13 protein-coding genes and 1 pseudogene are annotated in these 15,773 nt (G+C 55.7%); 8 read left to right on the forward strand and 6 right to left on the reverse strand.

Translation table 11 applies throughout. The features are described from left to right. The first annotated feature begins 111 nt into the window (after positions 1–111). The gene (locus OSO_RS51120; RefSeq protein ID WP_010587577.1) at positions 112–306 is read left to right on the forward strand and encodes a YezD family protein; all 195 of its coding nucleotides are present in this window, start codon (positions 112–114) and stop codon (positions 304–306) included. A 280-nt stretch (positions 307–586) separates the two neighbouring features. Here the strand turns inward: OSO_RS51120 and OSO_RS46420 are convergent, their stop codons facing one another. The 3 genes and pseudogenes from OSO_RS46420 to OSO_RS52405 form a co-directional block, all read right to left on the reverse strand. Next, positions 587–2,512, reverse strand: coding sequence for a c-type cytochrome domain-containing protein (locus OSO_RS46420; RefSeq protein ID WP_010587578.1), 1,926 nt, complete (start codon positions 2,510–2,512; stop codon positions 587–589). Between the two features lie 385 nt (positions 2,513–2,897). After that, positions 2,898–3,773 carry a DUF1559 family PulG-like putative transporter gene (locus tag OSO_RS52165; RefSeq protein WP_315849980.1) on the reverse strand — a complete coding sequence of 292 codons (876 nt, stop codon included), beginning with the start codon at positions 3,771–3,773 and terminating at the stop codon, positions 2,898–2,900. A gap of 61 nt (positions 3,774–3,834) precedes the next feature. Next, positions 3,835–4,038 (reverse strand): annotated as a pseudogene (locus tag OSO_RS52405) (prepilin-type N-terminal cleavage/methylation domain-containing protein); the annotation flags it as partial. 502 nt (positions 4,039–4,540) lie between these two features. Between OSO_RS52405 and OSO_RS0135615 the strand changes: the two are divergent. The 3 genes from OSO_RS0135615 (at position 4,541) to OSO_RS0135625 (ending at position 7,571) form a co-directional block, all read left to right on the forward strand. Further along, positions 4,541–5,386, forward strand: a complete 846-nt coding sequence (locus OSO_RS0135615) for an MlaE family ABC transporter permease (RefSeq protein ID WP_010587583.1) — start codon at positions 4,541–4,543, stop codon at positions 5,384–5,386. A gap of 83 nt (positions 5,387–5,469) precedes the next feature. Beyond that, positions 5,470–6,315, forward strand: a complete 846-nt coding sequence (locus OSO_RS0135620) for an ABC transporter ATP-binding protein (protein ID WP_010587584.1) — start codon at positions 5,470–5,472, stop codon at positions 6,313–6,315. A gap of 83 nt (positions 6,316–6,398) precedes the next feature. Beyond that, on the forward strand, positions 6,399–7,571 hold the full coding sequence (locus tag OSO_RS0135625; protein WP_010587585.1) for an MlaD family protein: 1,173 nt from the start codon (positions 6,399–6,401) through the stop codon (positions 7,569–7,571). A 225-nt stretch (positions 7,572–7,796) separates the two neighbouring features. On the opposite strand, the gene OSO_RS0135630 is transcribed toward OSO_RS0135625, so the two are convergent. The 3 genes from OSO_RS0135630 to OSO_RS0135645 form a co-directional block, all read right to left on the reverse strand. Beyond that, positions 7,797–9,284, reverse strand: a complete 1,488-nt coding sequence (locus tag OSO_RS0135630; RefSeq protein WP_010587586.1) for a sigma-54-dependent transcriptional regulator — start codon at positions 9,282–9,284, stop codon at positions 7,797–7,799. A gap of 231 nt (positions 9,285–9,515) precedes the next feature. After that, positions 9,516–10,895 (reverse strand): hypothetical protein, encoded by a 1,380-nt coding sequence (locus OSO_RS0135640; RefSeq protein WP_010587587.1) that lies wholly within the window; start codon positions 10,893–10,895, stop codon positions 9,516–9,518. A 109-nt stretch (positions 10,896–11,004) separates the two neighbouring features. Further along, positions 11,005–12,531, reverse strand: a complete 1,527-nt coding sequence (locus OSO_RS0135645) for a sensor histidine kinase (RefSeq protein WP_010587588.1) — start codon at positions 12,529–12,531, stop codon at positions 11,005–11,007. Positions 12,532–12,943: 412 nt separating this feature from the next. Here OSO_RS0135645 and OSO_RS0135650 point away from each other — a divergent pair, with 412 nt between their 5' ends. From OSO_RS0135650 to OSO_RS0135665, 4 genes are read left to right on the forward strand one after another with little or no spacing between them, the layout of a single operon-like run. Beyond that, positions 12,944–13,213 carry a hypothetical protein gene (locus tag OSO_RS0135650; protein WP_010587589.1) on the forward strand — a complete coding sequence of 90 codons (270 nt, stop codon included), beginning with the start codon at positions 12,944–12,946 and terminating at the stop codon, positions 13,211–13,213. A 58-nt stretch (positions 13,214–13,271) separates the two neighbouring features. Next, positions 13,272–13,622: a hypothetical protein gene (locus tag OSO_RS0135655; protein WP_010587590.1), complete on the forward strand. Its 351-nt coding sequence runs from the start codon at positions 13,272–13,274 to the stop codon at positions 13,620–13,622. A 14-nt stretch (positions 13,623–13,636) separates the two neighbouring features. After that, positions 13,637–15,337, forward strand: a complete 1,701-nt coding sequence (locus tag OSO_RS46430) for a SulP family inorganic anion transporter (RefSeq protein ID WP_010587591.1) — start codon at positions 13,637–13,639, stop codon at positions 15,335–15,337. 49 nt (positions 15,338–15,386) lie between these two features. After that, a complete protein-coding gene (locus OSO_RS0135665; RefSeq protein WP_157605922.1) occupies positions 15,387–15,701 on the forward strand; it encodes a hypothetical protein in 315 nt (104 codons plus the stop codon). Positions 15,702–15,773 lie beyond the last annotated feature (72 nt).

The raw sequence follows: 15,773 nt of genomic DNA on the forward strand, positions 1-15,773 counted from the left end.
ACAATTGAAAGGATCGGGTGCTTCGAAGTGGCGAGTGCATGCATGCCAGAGCCAACGCCGTCCTTTTGCTATCTGAAACCGATTGAGTGCCTAAGAAATCGAGACAGAGCGATGAGTGTAATCAATTCTGAAAATGCCGCGGATGCGACTGTCGTAGCAATTCCCGAGCTGACGATTCAAGCGATCCGCGATGCGCTGAGTGGTCTGCGCTATGGTCAGGTGACCGTTGTGGTCCAGGACGGGCGCGTGATGCAGATTGACCGGACGGAACGCCATCGGCTTCCCAGCGAACGAGCGTCGTCCTGATTGCTTCAATACAACGCGAGTATCGAGTCCGGCCGCGTTATTGAATCCCCTCGTACGATGATCGAGGGTGTGTTGCTGCCGCATGCGAAGTGCATTGCGGAATGGCGAAGCGAATCACGTGAACTGCGGCGATCGTCGCGGCAGTTCACGTGATTTTTGATCGTCGCTGAAGCGATAAACCATCAGGGTGAGGTGCGCTTGATCCTGTTGTCTCGCGGCCGTCCGGTACGAGTAACAATGTCACTTGTGCTGGTTTGAGCGGGGCCAAGTCTGATTCAGCCTATTTGGCAGCGATCGGTTGAGTGATTCCTGGAGCGGCGATGAACTTCAGCAGTTCTTTCCCGTCGTCATAGTTCCAGATTCGAACTTCGCCATCGTGGCTGCCACTGGCGACTCGTTTCGATCCAGCATGGTAGGCGGCGGCGTAGACCCAATCTGCTTGTGGACCGAATTTCTTAACTTCGGCTCCACTCGTCAGATTGTGTTGGCGGGCAAATTTGTCAGCGCAGCCACTGAATGCCGTCCCGTCTGCCTGCATCGTCAGGTGAAACACTTCGCCGCCCAGCACGATTTCTCGGGCTTGTTTCGCATCGGCAGCGTTCCAGACGCGAATTCGGTTGTCGCGACCACTCGATGCGACGGACGCTCCGTCGGGCAGGAAGCCGACGCCAAAGACGGGTTGTCCGTGTCCATTGAAGGTGGCCTGTGATTCTCCGGTCACGCTGTCGAACACTTTGCAGGTCTTGTCGCGGCTCGCGGTCACGATCTTTTTCCCATCGGGCGACCAGGCCAGATCCATCACCCAGTCTGCGTGGTCTTCGATCAGTTTTTGTTGCTTACGCGATGCGACGTCGAACAGGCGAACCGACCGATCCGCACACGCCGCGGCCAGTCGCGTGCCATCTGGACTGTACGCGACCGAGAAAACTTCGTCGTCAGTTGTGAACAGGTCTGCCAATAAGGTTCCATCCGCGACGTTGAACAATTTGACCTCGCCCATCTGTCCTGGTGTGCCCGCCGCGACGGCCAAAACCGTACCATCCGCGTTGAACTCAAGGTCATGCGGCCGTTCGGCCAGATTCTTGATGCGGCGAACGAGTTGTCCGTCTGCGGGATTCCACAGTAAGACTTCGCGATAGCCTGACGTGGCCAGCAGAGTTCCATCGGGACTGAAGGCGAGTGCCATCACGGGGACGGCGACACGGTATGATTCCGGGGGCATCGGCTGTACGAGTTTGGGCATGATCGTGATCAGCGTCGATGTGGCGGCCACGCCTGCATCGAGTCGAGCGCCTGTTTCGATCCACTTCTTGATGATCGCGATCTGTTCTGGCAGCAGAGGATCTGCGTCTTTGGGCATCGAGTGATCTTCGATCATCGATTGCAGCAGTGATTCGCCCGGATTCGACGCGACGACGGAAGGGCCGCTTTCGCCACCTTTCATCAGATTCGCGAAGCTTTCCATATTCAGCCGCCCCTTGGCCGTTCGTGCATTATGGCAGGCGAGGCATCGTTCCGAGAAGATCGGAGCAACCTGCTTGGCGAACGAAACCAGGCGTCCCGCCGCAACCAGGCTGGTTTCCAGGTCGATCTGACGCGTGACAGCTTCTTTGGTCAGTGCCGCGAAGGCGGCTTCGGCAGCTTCGATTTCTGGTTGAAATGCCGCGACAGCGGCTTCAGCAGCTTTGATCTTGGCAGGCTGTTCCGCGACAATTTTCTTCGAAGCTGCCAAGGCCACTTCGATTGGCTGTACGGCCTTTAAGGCGTCATCAAGTGCCTTTGTGGTGGCGACCAGCTTTTCGGAGGCCGTTTTGACTTTGTCGGCTTCGGCCTGTTCGGTGTCTTTACCTTTGGCCTCGAGCGCCGCTTTGGTGAACGCTGCCAGTTCCGTTTCGGCTTTTGCTCGTTCTTCGCTGGCCTTCTTGACCGCTTCCTGTAGCTTGGGAAGCTTGCCATCAATTTCTTTGATTGATGCTTCCGCTTTGTTGAGTTCCAGCTTCAATGTCGAAAATGCGGTGGCTTTTTCTTTGGCTGCCATTCGTGCGGCGTTGATTGCGGGTTCCCCAGCTGCCTTGCGTGCCTGTGATTCGTCGGCCACCTTCTGTTGCTCGGCAATTTTTTGCTCAAGGTTCTCTTGGGCGAAGACGCCATCCATTGCGAACAGAATCAGCGACACGGCGGCCAGTCGGCAGGCAAAACGCTGCATGGAGCAGTCCTTCGTCACAAGGCATGAAGATCGATCACGGTGGGGCGGCAAGATTCTCAGGCCCAACGCATCAACTATAAGGCAGGAAAACCAGGCAGGGGGTACCGTCGATAACGCTGGCATCAGCATCTCTCGATGCAAGGGCGATGTCAAGTTTCGAATCGACCAGAAGGCGAAGCACGCCGAGAGACAAGCTCGGGGAATCGCAAGTCGAGTTTGCACCGAAGTGGAGATTAGGTAATGGTTTGCCCCGTCAGTCCATAGAAGCTTCGGCAATCTGAAGGGGAATTTTGTCGTGTGGCCCGTCGAGGATCGGTTTGGAACTCTCGAATGTGTCGAACTCAGAATTCGCCAAATTCACGACAACTTACAAGTCCGCGATCATTCACCACTCGGTGGTCACGTTTTCGACGTTGATACCGCTGACATAATCCCGCATGGCTCCGTTTCTCGTCGAAAGGGCTTCGAAGACTCTGGTACTAATTCGTTTTGAAATGGTTTTGACCGATCCATCCACCAGGGCAAAGCAGACCAGTTCGCCTTGATGGCTGCTTCCAAACCCGAAGAACTGAAAAACGACTTTTGGGGTGTTTGGCCAAATATCGACGTACGTAAATTTCAGCCAGGGATAATTGGGTTCGGGAGTGTAAGACCAGAACGAATCCCATAAGTCTGGATGTTCTGGATCGTGCCAGACGCGGACACAACAACTGTACTCATCGGCCCAATAGCCGAATAAGGATTCACCGATCATGACCGTGTTCGAAGCGCCATCTGTGACTTCGGCCAGCCGTACTGAACGGTCTTCGTACAGCATTCCATTAGGCGTTCGCGGGGTATTCGGATTCCATTGATCGTCGGAAATGTTGGGGGGATAGACAACGTTTGGATTGTTACTTCTGTACCATTGGGGCTGCGTGTCAAAGGCGCCCATGCATCCCCGATATGTTGAATAGCCCCAATTTTTTGAGGCATTCATGCCCGGGCGTCGATGAGGCAGATTGGGGATGCTGGGACAGACATAGAGTGGAACCGTCGTTCCCAAGTATTGTTCGTTTGGAGTGGTCAAGTACGATGGTTGAGGGAAGCCGGCGCCGGGGATGTCGAACTTGCGCGAGTTGAAATCGAGAGTCGTCTGAACCTGTCCGACATAGGGGAGCAGAATGGCCTGCCAACCCCACCCGCCATCGTTCGATCGTGGTGGTCGTCTTCTGGCCTTGGATGACCGTCTCCACCGAAAATGGCGTTGGTAGTGCAGCATACTGTGGGTAAGACCCGCGAACCCGAATGATGCCGGGTGGGAAAAACTGATACGTGCTCTCGTAGTTGTGCATCCCCAGGATCATCTGCTTGAGGTTGTTCAAACACTGCGTCCGGCGCGCCGTCTCGCGCGCCTGATGGATCGCCGGAATCAACAGTGCTGCCAAGAGCGCGATGATCACCAGGACGACCATCAGCTCAATCATTGTGAAGCCTCGTTTTCGAGGTGGCGCACACTTGCTGTGAATGGCAATGACATGAGTCATCGAAGTGTCTCGCCCAAAAGGATGAAATCCATCAGATGCGGTGATGACAAATTTGACTTCGATTGTTCGTCAGGCAATGGGAAAACTGACTTGCCAACACGGTGCATCGGATCACGCATCGTGATTGAACTTGAATCATGAGCTTCCGTAACAATGGGATTGTATTAACAGGCTAACAAAACTAAGACAAAATAGGAACGAATGCCGTCAATTGCGGTCATTTGACAGACATCGTGTCGGTCGCGCGTTGCGGAGATCGCGCGACCGACCATCGTCAGGATGGCTTTGACAGTCTGCAATGAGACCCAAACCGACTTTGCTTCTCGCAAACTGCGTATGTCACCCGAGTTCGCCATTTCACTTGGTTGATGTTTCGCAAATTGAGTAGTTTTGGCGACCTTTCCCCAACTGATCTCCCCGGAATCGGCAGTTTCCGCTATTTCTTTCGCGGTACCTCGTTATCGGGGAGGTTGTTCTCGGTCAAACCTTGGGTGAGCACACTGTGTCCACGTCGATTTCTGGAATTGATTCCACAGCTTCCACACCCATTCATTGGATTGGAAAGGTCATTGTCGACGCCGTAGTCGCACTTGGCGACCTCGTCACATTTGGCGGTACCACGGCGAAGTGGGTCTTCGCGCGCTTTCCTCGGGGGCGAGTCCTTTGGCCGATCTTGTATGAAGTGGGGGTTCGCAGCGTGCCGGTCGTCTGCGTGACGGGGCTGTTTATTGGCATGGTGCTTGCCGTTCAGTGCTACGACATCCTCAATCAGATGCACTTCCAGAGCCAGATTGGCTCTGTTATTAACGGAACGCTGGTCAAAGAATTGGGACCAGTTCTGGCGGCGGTGATGCTGGCTGGACGAGTCGGCAGCTCGATTGCGGCCCAAATCGGCACGATGAAAGTCAGCGAGCAGATCGATGCGTTGCGAGCGCTCGGGGCCGATCCGATTGCGTACCTCGTGGTGCCGCGGTTTCTCGCCTGTTTTTTGATGATTCCGGCCCTGACGATGATTGCAGAAGGAGTTGGGATCTTCGGTGGATGGTTTGTGTCCACTCAGGTCTACGGTGTCAGCAGCCACTATTTCTGGTCCTTCTCGGACCGATTCGTCACGGCATTCGATGTCGTGACGGGTGTCCTGAAGAGTATGAGTTTCGGGGCTGCGATCGCTCTGATTGCGTGTCAGCGAGGCTTTCGCTGCGGAGCCGGTGCCGAGGGGGTCGGGCGGGCGGCGACGGAAGCTTTCGTGGCGTCGTTTATCGCGATTCTGGCTTTGGACTTCGTGTTGGCTCTGGTGTCAATCCAGGTTGTCCGCCTGTTGTGGATGCTCGGGGTCCCCGTCACTTAGGCGTTTGATTCTCCGAAGACGGGCCGCTTGATGGCCGGTCACATCGATTGCTGAATTCAAATGAGAGGTTAGGAAACCGACAGGTGGCTACGAAGACCAAACTCGTCAAAACTGGTGGGCCAACCGCAACCCGCGGTACAGCCACGGTTCGTTCCGACGTGGCCGTCGAATTGTCGCATGTCAGTCATGCATTCGGTGATCAGCAGGTCCTGCGGGATCTCTCGTTTCGAGTTCGCCGAGGTGAAACGCTGGCGCTGATTGGTGAGAGCGGTTGCGGAAAGAGTGTGACGACGAAGTTGCTGGCCGGGTTGCTTGCGGTCCAAGCAGGCGACGTGCTTTGGGATGGTCGTTCAGTACGTGATCGAGATGTGGCGGAACTTCGGCGTGATCGATTACGGATGGGCTATCTGTTTCAAGGGGCCGCCCTGTTCGACAGCATGAGTGTTTTCGAGAACATCGCATTTGGCCTGCGTGAGAATACCGCGCTGCGTGACGCACAGATTCGCGAGATTGTCGCCGATCGATTGCGTGAGGTTGGGCTCTCGATGGATGTGGGAAACAAGCATCCGGCCGACTTGTCAGGTGGTATGCGCAAACGGGTCGGGCTGGCCCGGGCGCTCGCCATGTCTCCCGATGTGATGTTTTATGACGAACCAACGACTGGGCTCGATCCGATCATGAGTGGCGTCATCAACGATCTGATTCTGCAAACGCAACAGCGGCGAAAGGTGACCAGCATCGTGGTCACGCATGACATGACGACGGTTCGTCACGTGGCTGATCAGGTCGTGATGCTTTACCCGCTGGCTAAACTGAAACCGGACGAGCGACAGATGGTCTTTTCGGGGACAGGTGATGATGTCTTCGCTTCTGGCGACCCGCGCGTCGCACCGTTTGTCGGGAATGGAGTACGTCCGTCGACGGTTTAGTGGATTCACAACAGGGCTGGTGGTCTGAGGCCAGCCTTCAGAGATAAATAGCAACGCGGGTGGACCCGGTTGGAAGGATGAACATGGCCACGGAACGGCAACTTCAATTTCGAGTTGGTGCACTCGTCATCGTCGCCACGTCAATCTGCGTCGGATTGGCGATTCGGTTTGGTGATACGCAATCGTTGTGGAAGCGGCACTATCCACTGACAATTCATTTGGAGAATGGTGCAGGGCTCTATCCCTCGGCGCCCGTGACACTCAGCGGTCTCACGATCGGTTCCGTCCGACGTGTCGAGTTGAATCAGACACGCGGAGGCGTGAACGTCCAGGTTGAAGTCCAGGAGTCGATTCGACTGCCGATCGACAGCCGTGCGATCATTTCACGTTCGCTCATGGGAGAATCGACGGTCGACTTCATCCGCGGAACCGATCCAGATCTGTTGAAGCCGGGGGGGCATCTCGTCGGAATCGCAGCGGCCGATCCTCTGGTGATGGTTCAACGGCTGGAAGCCAGGACGCTCGAAACACTCAGTGCGTTTTCAGAGACCAGCCAGGAATGGGGCAGCGTTGCGAAGAACATCAACATGTTGCTCGACACCGAGCGGGGGCATCTGGATCAGGTCGTCGAGCGGGCGGCGGAATCATTGCATGAATTCACCCGGGCGATGCAAAGTGCGAACGCAATGATCAGTGCTGCCAACCAGATTGTCGCCGATCCTGCCTCACAACAGGCCATTAAGGAAACACTGAATAGCCTGCCGAAACTCGTGAATACAACGCGGACGGCGATTGACGAAACACGTCAGACCGTGGTGGCGTCGCGGCAAGTGCTCGACTCGATGAACCGCAATCTGGTCAATCTGTCACAAGTCACCGAGCCGGTGGGCAAACGCGGCGAAGAGATGGTCGCGAAGCTGGACAGCAGTCTGACGAACATCGATTCGCTGTTGACTGAGCTGAATCGATTCGCCCGTGTGGTGAATCAGAAAGACGGGTCGCTGCAGAAGCTGGTCCAGGACCCTTCGTTGTATGACAACCTGGACCGTTCTTCACAATCGATTGCCGTATTGATGAAGAATCTTGAACCGATCCTGCGAGATATGCGTGAGTTCAGCGACAAGGTCGCGCGAAACCCGGAACTGCTTGGCGTCGGCGGTGCGGTGCGGCCCAGCACCGGTTTAAAGGACGAAGAAATTCTGGATGCCAAACGAACCGCTGTTCCCAAAGTCGCCCGCGGCAAGAGCCCCCGCTAACGGTGCTTGGGCTGTTGACCTCGCGAGACCTCCTGTCCGTTTCCCTCGTTCCACTTGGTAACACTTCTTACGATCTCGGCTTCTATCGATCAAGCAGGCGGTTTGAGCCCCTTCTTCGTACTTCAGCTCACGCGAAGCATTGCCAAGCGGAAACTTGGCAATGAGGGTGAAATGCCCGCCAATCTTACAGCCCAGGGTGCTTGTTCTTGTTCTTTGTGCGGGCAACTACGTCTCACCCGCTTCCGTGCTCTTTTCCTGGATCAGCCCGAGCGATCGCAGTTTTGAACGCAGGGTCATTCGTGAAATTCCCAAACGTTCCGATGCCTGTAGCTGGCTGCCATCAAAATGGGCCATGACTTCCTGCAGGACAAGACGGTCCACTTCTTGAGTGATCACGCGGTACAGATCCGGCTTGTCGTCGTTGAGCAGTTGTCGCACATATTCCATCAAGTCGAACTCGGGGATGCTCGGCTTGGTCGGCGAGGTCAGCCCGGGAACAATGACTGCGGGCATCGAAATCACCGGTGCGATGGTTGGCGACGAGTGGGAGAAGCAGCTTTGGGGCAGACAGTCGGGTGTCAGTACACCGCCGGTTGCGTGGACCATCGCATACTTGATGGCACTTTGGAATTCCCGGACATTTCCCGGCCAGTCGTGGGCCTGCAGGATCGTCATCACTTCGGGTGAGACTCCAATGATGCTCTTGCTCAGATCTTGATTGAATAACTTCAAAAAATGTTCGGCCAAAATCGGGATGTCATCGGCGCGTTCGCGTAAGGGGGGCAAATGGATGGTGAATCCATTCAAGCGGTAGAGCAGGTCCTGACGGAATCGTCCCTCGGCAACCAGTTGATTCAAGTCACGATTGGTTGCGGCGATGATTCGCACGTCCGTCTTGACCGTGATGTTTCCCCCGATTCGCTCGAACTGCTGTTCCTGCAGTAGACGGAGTGCTTTGGCCTGAGTGGCTGGGCTCATATCGCCGATTTCGTCGAGGAAGATCGTGCCGCCGTTGACCTGTTCAAATTTGCCAATTCGCCGCTGGTCCGCGCCGGTAAACGCACCCCGTTCATGACCGAACAATTCACTTTCGAGCAGCGATTCCGGCAGTGCGGCGCAGTTGATGGCCAGGAACGGTTTCAGGTTCCTCAGGCTGTAATGGTAGATGGCGCGTGCAACCAGTTCTTTACCCGTCCCACTCTCACCCAGGATCAGAACGGTGCTCTCTTGAGGCGCGATTCGCCCAATGCCTTTATAGACATCCTGCATCACCGGAGAATTGCCCACAATGTGATCGGCCGTCAGGTCATCGGTTTCTTTTGCTTCGAGCAGTGCTGGAACGCGGTTTAGGCGACTGACTTCCAACGCCTTGTTGACTGTTTCGCGCAGACGTCCGAGGTCAACCGGTTTGACCAGGTATTCAAAGGCGCCCAGACGCATTGCTTCGATCGCGGTTTCCGTTTTGGCAAACGCGGTCATCACAATGACTGGCAGACGTTCGTCGAGTTGTCGGATTCGTTCGTATGCCTGCAATCCGGTCAGATCGGGCAGGCGTACGTCGAGCATGACGACGTCAGGACGCTGAGTTTTGACAAGTTCGATCCCTTCGCGCGCCGTGCTGGCCGAGATCACCGTCAATTGTGATGACGCCAACGTCGACTTGAATGAGAAGACAATGTTGGGCTCATCATCAATGACCAGCAATTTGCGCATAAGGCAACTCAGGGGGAAGATTGTGAGTGACGCTTGCTCGAACACACCGCGAGGATCAATTCACGAAGTTTATCGCGTTGGGAAATAATCGAGAAGAGGCCTGGAAAGAACGGCAGCGATCGGACCTGTTGGTCGTGGCGGTGTTCGCCCACGTCGACAGGCCACACGGGAAACGTTAACAGGATGGGTTTGAGCGTGATCGATTCGAAGAAAATCGATCGCTGCGTTGTCTTACTGCGCGCACGGCTCAATTCGGATGCGGTTGCGATAGATCCCCTTACTGTGGCCGACACTCTCCCAGCCGCGACCCACGGAGGTGCTGGCAAGTGTTAGCCAGATTGAGACCGACGAATCAGAGGCGTCTCCATTGCGCCGGAACTCGATGGCGTTCTGAGTGATCCCCCATCCCGCCGTCGGTGACAGGGCGGTGCTGCATTGGCTGGCCCAGTCCTCGAACACAATCCTCGCGATCGGTTTTTCCTCGTCATAAAGTTGCAGGTTCAATGCGCCTCGGTCCTGAAGCGGTCCACTCGCGAGATCGTGGAAGGGGCCTTTTTCGCCGTTTGCGGCCTCAACGACATGGAATCGATGCGCTGCATCCAGATAGGCAAAACGAGCGGGGCGACCCGCTGGATAGTCGGCGGGTTCGATGTCAATTCGAACATTCGGACAAGGTGAGAAGACGATCGACGGCCGTCGATGGCCCGAAATTGAAATCTCTGTAAAGAAGTTGAGATGTGAGAAGACGGGGTGCCCGAGTTGAGTGAACGCTTCGATTTCACAGCTCGAGCCCGCTTCGTCGACCAACAGTTGCAGTTGATGTTCTGCATCCCCGCCATAGCGGTACGTTGCGCGTTCGTCGTTCTGCCATTCGCCGCGGAGGACACGTTGCGGCATTCTGTGAAAGTCGGCAGGAGCAAGAATCGTCCAGCATCGATCTGGTGAGCAACTCTCAAACGTCAGCAACGGAGTAACGTCCATCATCAGCGGCCCCATTGAGACTTGGATCATGCCTATCGAGGGGTTGGCGAGGAAGGCCATGGGGTGTCTTGGTCGCCCATTGCCTAGTGGCCGATCGTTGCTCGACACGGTCGCATTCGCGGGTAACGCCGAGATCTGTTGATTGAGCGGCACGACTGTTGGCCAAGGGGAACGTTGCATGAGCGGAGTGGCGACGCCCAACAGCATGGTTGGAGCGAAGCCGCGTACAGCCCGCGAGATTGTGCCACCTTGGGGTGACCGTACAAACCAGGCCAGCCAAATCGCGGCTAAGATCATCGTTGCAGGGATTCCGAATCGCTGAGCGCTGATCGGAAAGGTCAACAGAGCTGTCACGACCGCGCCGGACCAGAATCCCAGAAGAGCATGGATTGCCAGCCGGGCGACGGCATCCCGCCTGTTCCAAATTCCATAACAACCGGCAATCGAAACGACAAAGATGACCAGTGGAAAAATCTGATTCATCCAGAATCGCGAATGGCACCAGGGAAATCCGCCCGGCATCAGCCACCACCATCCGCCAGCAGTGATCACATGCATGATCAAAATGTACGTCCACAACCGTCCGCCATGAACGTTGCCGTCGTCCAGGAGTGCCACGAGGGGTTTCATACAAGGACTTTTCTGTTCAGGCGCGGAACCCGGCGAACGCGGCTCGGTCCGCCGAAATGTGCTCTCTTCTAGAGCACACGGTGCGCGTTTTCAATGATCGTTGTACGACTCAATTGGCGGGGGGAAGTGAGAGAGACACAATTGCACCGCCCTGCGGGCTGTTCGATGCGCTGATCACACCGCCGTGAGCCTCGATGATCCGCTGGCAAATGGACATCCCCAACCCCGTTCCTGTTTCCTTGGTGCTGAAAAACGGTTCGAACAACCGTTCGAGCATCTCGGACGCGAATCCTTTGCCGCTGTCATGGATCGAGATGATCGTCCACGGTTTTGTGCGAACGGTGTCTGACGAGCCGTGCCAGTCCGGTGAGCGGGTGTTCGAGATCGTCACATCGACTCGTCCGCCATCGGGAAGGGCATCGAGTGCATTCAAGAGCACATTGAGCATCACCTGGCGAAGCTGTGCGGCATCGGCCTCGACGATAACCGGCGTGTCGGGGAAATCATCAAAGATCTGCACTCGTTGTCGGTCGGCGCGGCCCGAGATCAGCTCGACTGTCTGCTCAACCACCAGCCGGACATCAAGCGGACGTTTCTCGAGAGTGGGAGGGCGAGCAAAGTCGAGAAAGTCCTGGATCGAATGTTCCAGTCGAGAGATCTCTTCTTCGACAACGAGCAGTTGTTCGCCGCGCAGGCCCTGGCCGTCGTCGCGTTCGATCGCTCCTTGAACCAGCATTTTCATGGGCATGAGTGGATTTCGAAGTTCGTGCGCCAAGCCAGCTGCAAGCTGCCCGACGGCGGCCAGTTGTTCACTGTGCAGCACTTCGAGCTCGCGTTGCTGCAACCTGCCGACGATCGTCGCAATGTGAGTTTCCACTTCCTGCAGTCCGGCTTCGAGTTCGCGAAACCCTCCGCTGCGTGAGATTCGAACGGGGCCGACGACATCCGACATCAATCCCGCTGCGCCACGCACGCTGATATCGAGCTGAACGATCGACTGGCTGATCCCGCGGGCAATCAATAGTCCCGCAATCAGCCCCGCGGCACCCCCGGTAATTCCCAGGAGCAAAAAGCCCTGACGCGATTGTTCGGCGGTGCGCCGATTGGCCTCGTTGGTGGTATCGACGACGTTGCGATTGAGGATCAGGAACGCGTTGGAAGGCTCGACGACATTTGTAATGTCTTGTAGCAGCCGATCGATGCTCTCTTTCGACGCCCCGCCATTTTGGGGAACTTCATTAAGAAAGAGCGTCAGATGCTCGGTGAATTTCGACCATTCCGTCCGAACTTTTTCCATTTGCGCACGCTCTTCGTCGTTGTGCGCATGCTGATCGGCGTTTGCGATATGTTGCACCGCGAGTTGTAAGAGGCTGCGAATCTCGTTCAGATGTTTGACGTCATCGTTTCGCCCGTACTGCTGCAACAGGTGTCGGATCTCGCGCATGTCGATGTACAGGTCTTGGGCTGCGATGATCCCATGGACTTCATTGGCGATTAGCTCTGAACTGCGCAAGTGCTGCGATTGCACACTCCAGGCCGCGATCACTCCCAAGGCCACCAGCAAGCCGCTGATGATGATGGTGGGGGCCGCGATCCGGAAGATGAAGTGGCGATTAATGCGCAGTTGACCGTTCATGTCGTGCCAGGGTTCCTGCGATGTGTCGACGAAATGTCGTGACGCGTCAGCATATCTCCCGCAATCTCTGTGGCACAACCGAGTTCGATTTCGGCGAGTGCTACGTCATGCGAAGCTTCACCGGCGACGACTCCGAGGGACTCCCGAGAACAAATGCTGGCCAGTGTTCATGGCCAGTCTTTGGCCAATTCCGGTGATGTCATCTTCGCTTGCGCGAATGCGTGTGCGGCGGATAGCAGGTCCTGAATTTGAACTGAGATCTGTAAGTGTTTTCTGCGTCATTGCTTATGTTGCAATACTGTTAGGCCCCGCTTCCTTCGGTCAGAGGCAGTGCAAGTACGGCATAGCTACTGCTTATTGGCATTCCGCGGGGTAACGAGATCGAATTCGGGGCCAGGCGAGGATGAGTCGGATGTTCATGATCTCTTGGAATTCAGTGATTGCTCAGGCTTATCACCCACCCGTTTTTTTCCTGGCTGGTCTGCTCGGTTCGGTATTGATCTGTCTATTGTCTCCGGCCGCGCGATCGGTACTGCGCTTCCGGCGACATGGTGATCCGACCCTGGCTGCCGGCGATCGAAATTATCAGCGATTTCGCGACGAGCTGATCTCGTCGCCGCGCCATATCGGTTTCGCGGATTCGATCCTGGAGTTGGACGACCAAGATTTGCGTGTTGAATGATCTGTTCCGTCTTCCATCTATCTGGCTGAGAAGCCGCTCATGTTTCTGGAGCTTCACAATGACTGCACCTCCCCCAACGGTTGCTCGTCACGATCTCAATCCAACCAGCAAGATGTCATTTGCCGTCGCCCTGTGTGCCTTTGCGGCCGCGGCAATCGGATTGCTTGTCAATCAATGGATGTCCGGCTGGATGGCCGTCGGGGGAATGGCGGGCATCGGCTTGTTCTACCTGGCGGTGGGACTTCTGAATTTGAATACGACGGCACCGGGAATCGGGGATGACAATCTGGCGGAAACGTCCGCGCATCGACTGTCGGATGTGGCCAACGTGCATGATCGGCCTGTTGAGCGTCAGTCGGAATTGATCTCGGCCTCGAGCAACGACAAATTGGCCAACGCCAACAAGTAATGTCAGGGTGATGAATGGCTTCGGATCCCCATATCACAATCGAAAAACCGCAGAACGGTATCGCGGGGCTGAAGCATTTACGGCACGATATTGTTTCCGGGATTGTCGTTTCTCTGGTTTCGTTGCCATTGTCTTCGGGAATCGCCATCGCCTCTGGCGTGCCGCCGATCGTGGGGTTGATCTCCGCAATCGTTGCGGGATTCATCTTCCCATTCATTGGCGGTGCCTACATGACCATCGCCGGTCCTGCTGCGGGACTAGCCCCGGCGATCATGGCGGTGATGATTTCGCTGGGCGGCGCAGGTGATGCCGATCATCTTGGGGAAGGGTATCACTTCCTGCTGGTGGTCATCTTTATCGTTGGGTGTCTGCAAGTCGTTCTCAGCCTGCTGAAGTTGGCGAGATTTGCCGCGATCATTCCCGTCACCGTTGTCGAGGGGATGCTGGCGTCGATCGGACTGCTGATCATCGTGAAGCAATTGCCCAAGTTTTTCGGCTTTACGGGCAAGGTTCATGCGCATGAATTTCTTGAGTTCGTTACGAGTGTACCGGAATACGCTCAGGGAATGACGACCAGGGTTTTCGCCGTGGCGCTGTCCAGTCTTGTACTCTTATTTGTGCTGGGGTCTTTCAAAAAAGTCCGGCTGCTGCAAGTGGTTCCGCCGCAACTTGTCGCCGTGGTTTTCGGGGTCATTCTTGGTCAGTTTCTGAATCTTGGCGAATTGGGCCCTGGATTCATGATCAAACTGCCCGAGAATCCCTTTCATGGAATTCAATCGCCAGATTTCGGTGAACTTCTTGCACGTAGCGATCTCTGGCAGGCCGCGATTGTCGCTGTGGTGATGCTGACGATGATCGATGGTGTGGAGTCATTGGCGACGGCGATGGCCATCGATCGAATTGATCCCTTTCATCGCAAGTCGGATGCGAATCGCGTGTTGCTGGCCATGGGGGTCGCGAACGTCGCCTCAAGTCTTGTCGGTGGTTTGACCATCATTCCAGGTGGCGTGAAGAGCAAAGCGAATATCGCGGCCGGCGGTCGGACTCTCTGGGCAAACTTTACCAACGCGGTCTGCCTGGTGATTTATCTTCTTGTTGGGGCTGCCTGGATCAACATGATTCCACTGGCCGTTTTGGCATCGGTTCTGATTTACACAGGTTGGAAGATGTGCGAACCACTGGTCTGGCGGCACGTGGCGCATATTGGCAAAGAACAGGTTGTGATCTTCTCATTTACGATCGCGGTGACCTTGCTGACCGATCTGCTGATTGGAATCGCGGCGGGTGTCCTGGCCAACTTCTTTCTCAGTGCTCTGTTCTGCCGTCACGCCATCGCGACGGCCCAGTCCGTGGGCGTCAAAGACCTGTCCTTACGAAGGTGTCTGAGCGATTTCTTTCGAAACCCGGTCTTCAAACGCGAGTATGCCGATCACGTGTATCACATGTACGTTGACAAGCCACTGGTCTGTTTCAATGCCATGCACTTGTCTGAGGAACTCGACGAGATTCCATCCGATGTCAAGTCCGTTCAAGTCCATCTGGAAGAACGAGTCATACTGGTCGATCACACCGCAGCCGAGAATTTGATGCATGCGATTAAAGAGTATTCCCATTCGAACGTTCCGATTGAAATTGTTGGCCTGGAACGCCTCGATTGTCTTTCTCACTATGACGCCTGTGTGCGCGTGGCGACACCGGTGATCCAGTCCGCGTAAAGAAAACGCCGTGAACTTGCGGTCGATCTTGAATAAAGGATTTCCGAAGATGCATCCGTCGCGTATGTCGAACTTTCAGTCGTCGTTGTGCCCTGTTGCCATGAGCTGTTATTCCGCCTCGGGGTGCGCGGCAATTGGAGCGTTGTTTGGTCTGGCAAGTAGCCATTTTCCCGCCGTCGGATTTGCTGCGATCGCCGGAGCCTATTTGATCGCCGGGTTGGTGGATCAATTTGTGGTTGTGCCGCTTCAGCGACGTGAGTCCATATTGCCCATGCATCCTGCCGCATCGGGAGCTGAGAATCTCGTAGCAGAGGCTGTGATCACCGTCACCCGCCCTCGAGATTTGGCGACCTCGACGCACTAGCGGCACTGTCGTTCTGACCTGACCGACCTTGAGAAGTCGTCCGCAGACTCATTGGCCTGCCCGCAATGAGTT

Origin of the sequence: Schlesneria paludicola DSM 18645 (assembly GCF_000255655.1) — a bacterium.
GTDB classification, from domain to species: domain Bacteria; phylum Planctomycetota; class Planctomycetia; order Planctomycetales; family Planctomycetaceae; genus Schlesneria; species Schlesneria paludicola.

Excerpts from the sequence above, each read along its gene's own strand:
- OSO_RS51120 (WP_010587577.1), top strand. The coding sequence starts at position 112 with ATGAGTGTAATCAATTCTGAAAATGCCGCGGATGCGACTGTCGTAGCA.
- OSO_RS46420 (WP_010587578.1), bottom strand. The coding sequence starts at position 2,512 with ATGCAGCGTTTTGCCTGCCGACTGGCCGCCGTGTCGCTGATTCTGTTC.
- OSO_RS52165 (WP_315849980.1), bottom strand. The coding sequence starts at position 3,773 with ATGCTGCACTACCAACGCCATTTTCGGTGGAGACGGTCATCCAAGGCC.
- OSO_RS0135625 (WP_010587585.1), top strand. The coding sequence starts at position 6,399 with ATGGCCACGGAACGGCAACTTCAATTTCGAGTTGGTGCACTCGTCATC.
- OSO_RS0135630 (WP_010587586.1), bottom strand. The coding sequence starts at position 9,284 with ATGCGCAAATTGCTGGTCATTGATGATGAGCCCAACATTGTCTTCTCA.
- OSO_RS0135640 (WP_010587587.1), bottom strand. The coding sequence starts at position 10,895 with ATGAAACCCCTCGTGGCACTCCTGGACGACGGCAACGTTCATGGCGGA.
- OSO_RS0135645 (WP_010587588.1), bottom strand. The coding sequence starts at position 12,531 with ATGAACGGTCAACTGCGCATTAATCGCCACTTCATCTTCCGGATCGCG.
- OSO_RS0135650 (WP_010587589.1), top strand. The coding sequence starts at position 12,944 with ATGTTCATGATCTCTTGGAATTCAGTGATTGCTCAGGCTTATCACCCA.
- OSO_RS0135655 (WP_010587590.1), top strand. The coding sequence starts at position 13,272 with ATGACTGCACCTCCCCCAACGGTTGCTCGTCACGATCTCAATCCAACC.
- OSO_RS46430 (WP_010587591.1), top strand. The coding sequence starts at position 13,637 with ATGGCTTCGGATCCCCATATCACAATCGAAAAACCGCAGAACGGTATC.
- OSO_RS0135665 (WP_157605922.1), top strand. The coding sequence starts at position 15,387 with ATGCATCCGTCGCGTATGTCGAACTTTCAGTCGTCGTTGTGCCCTGTT.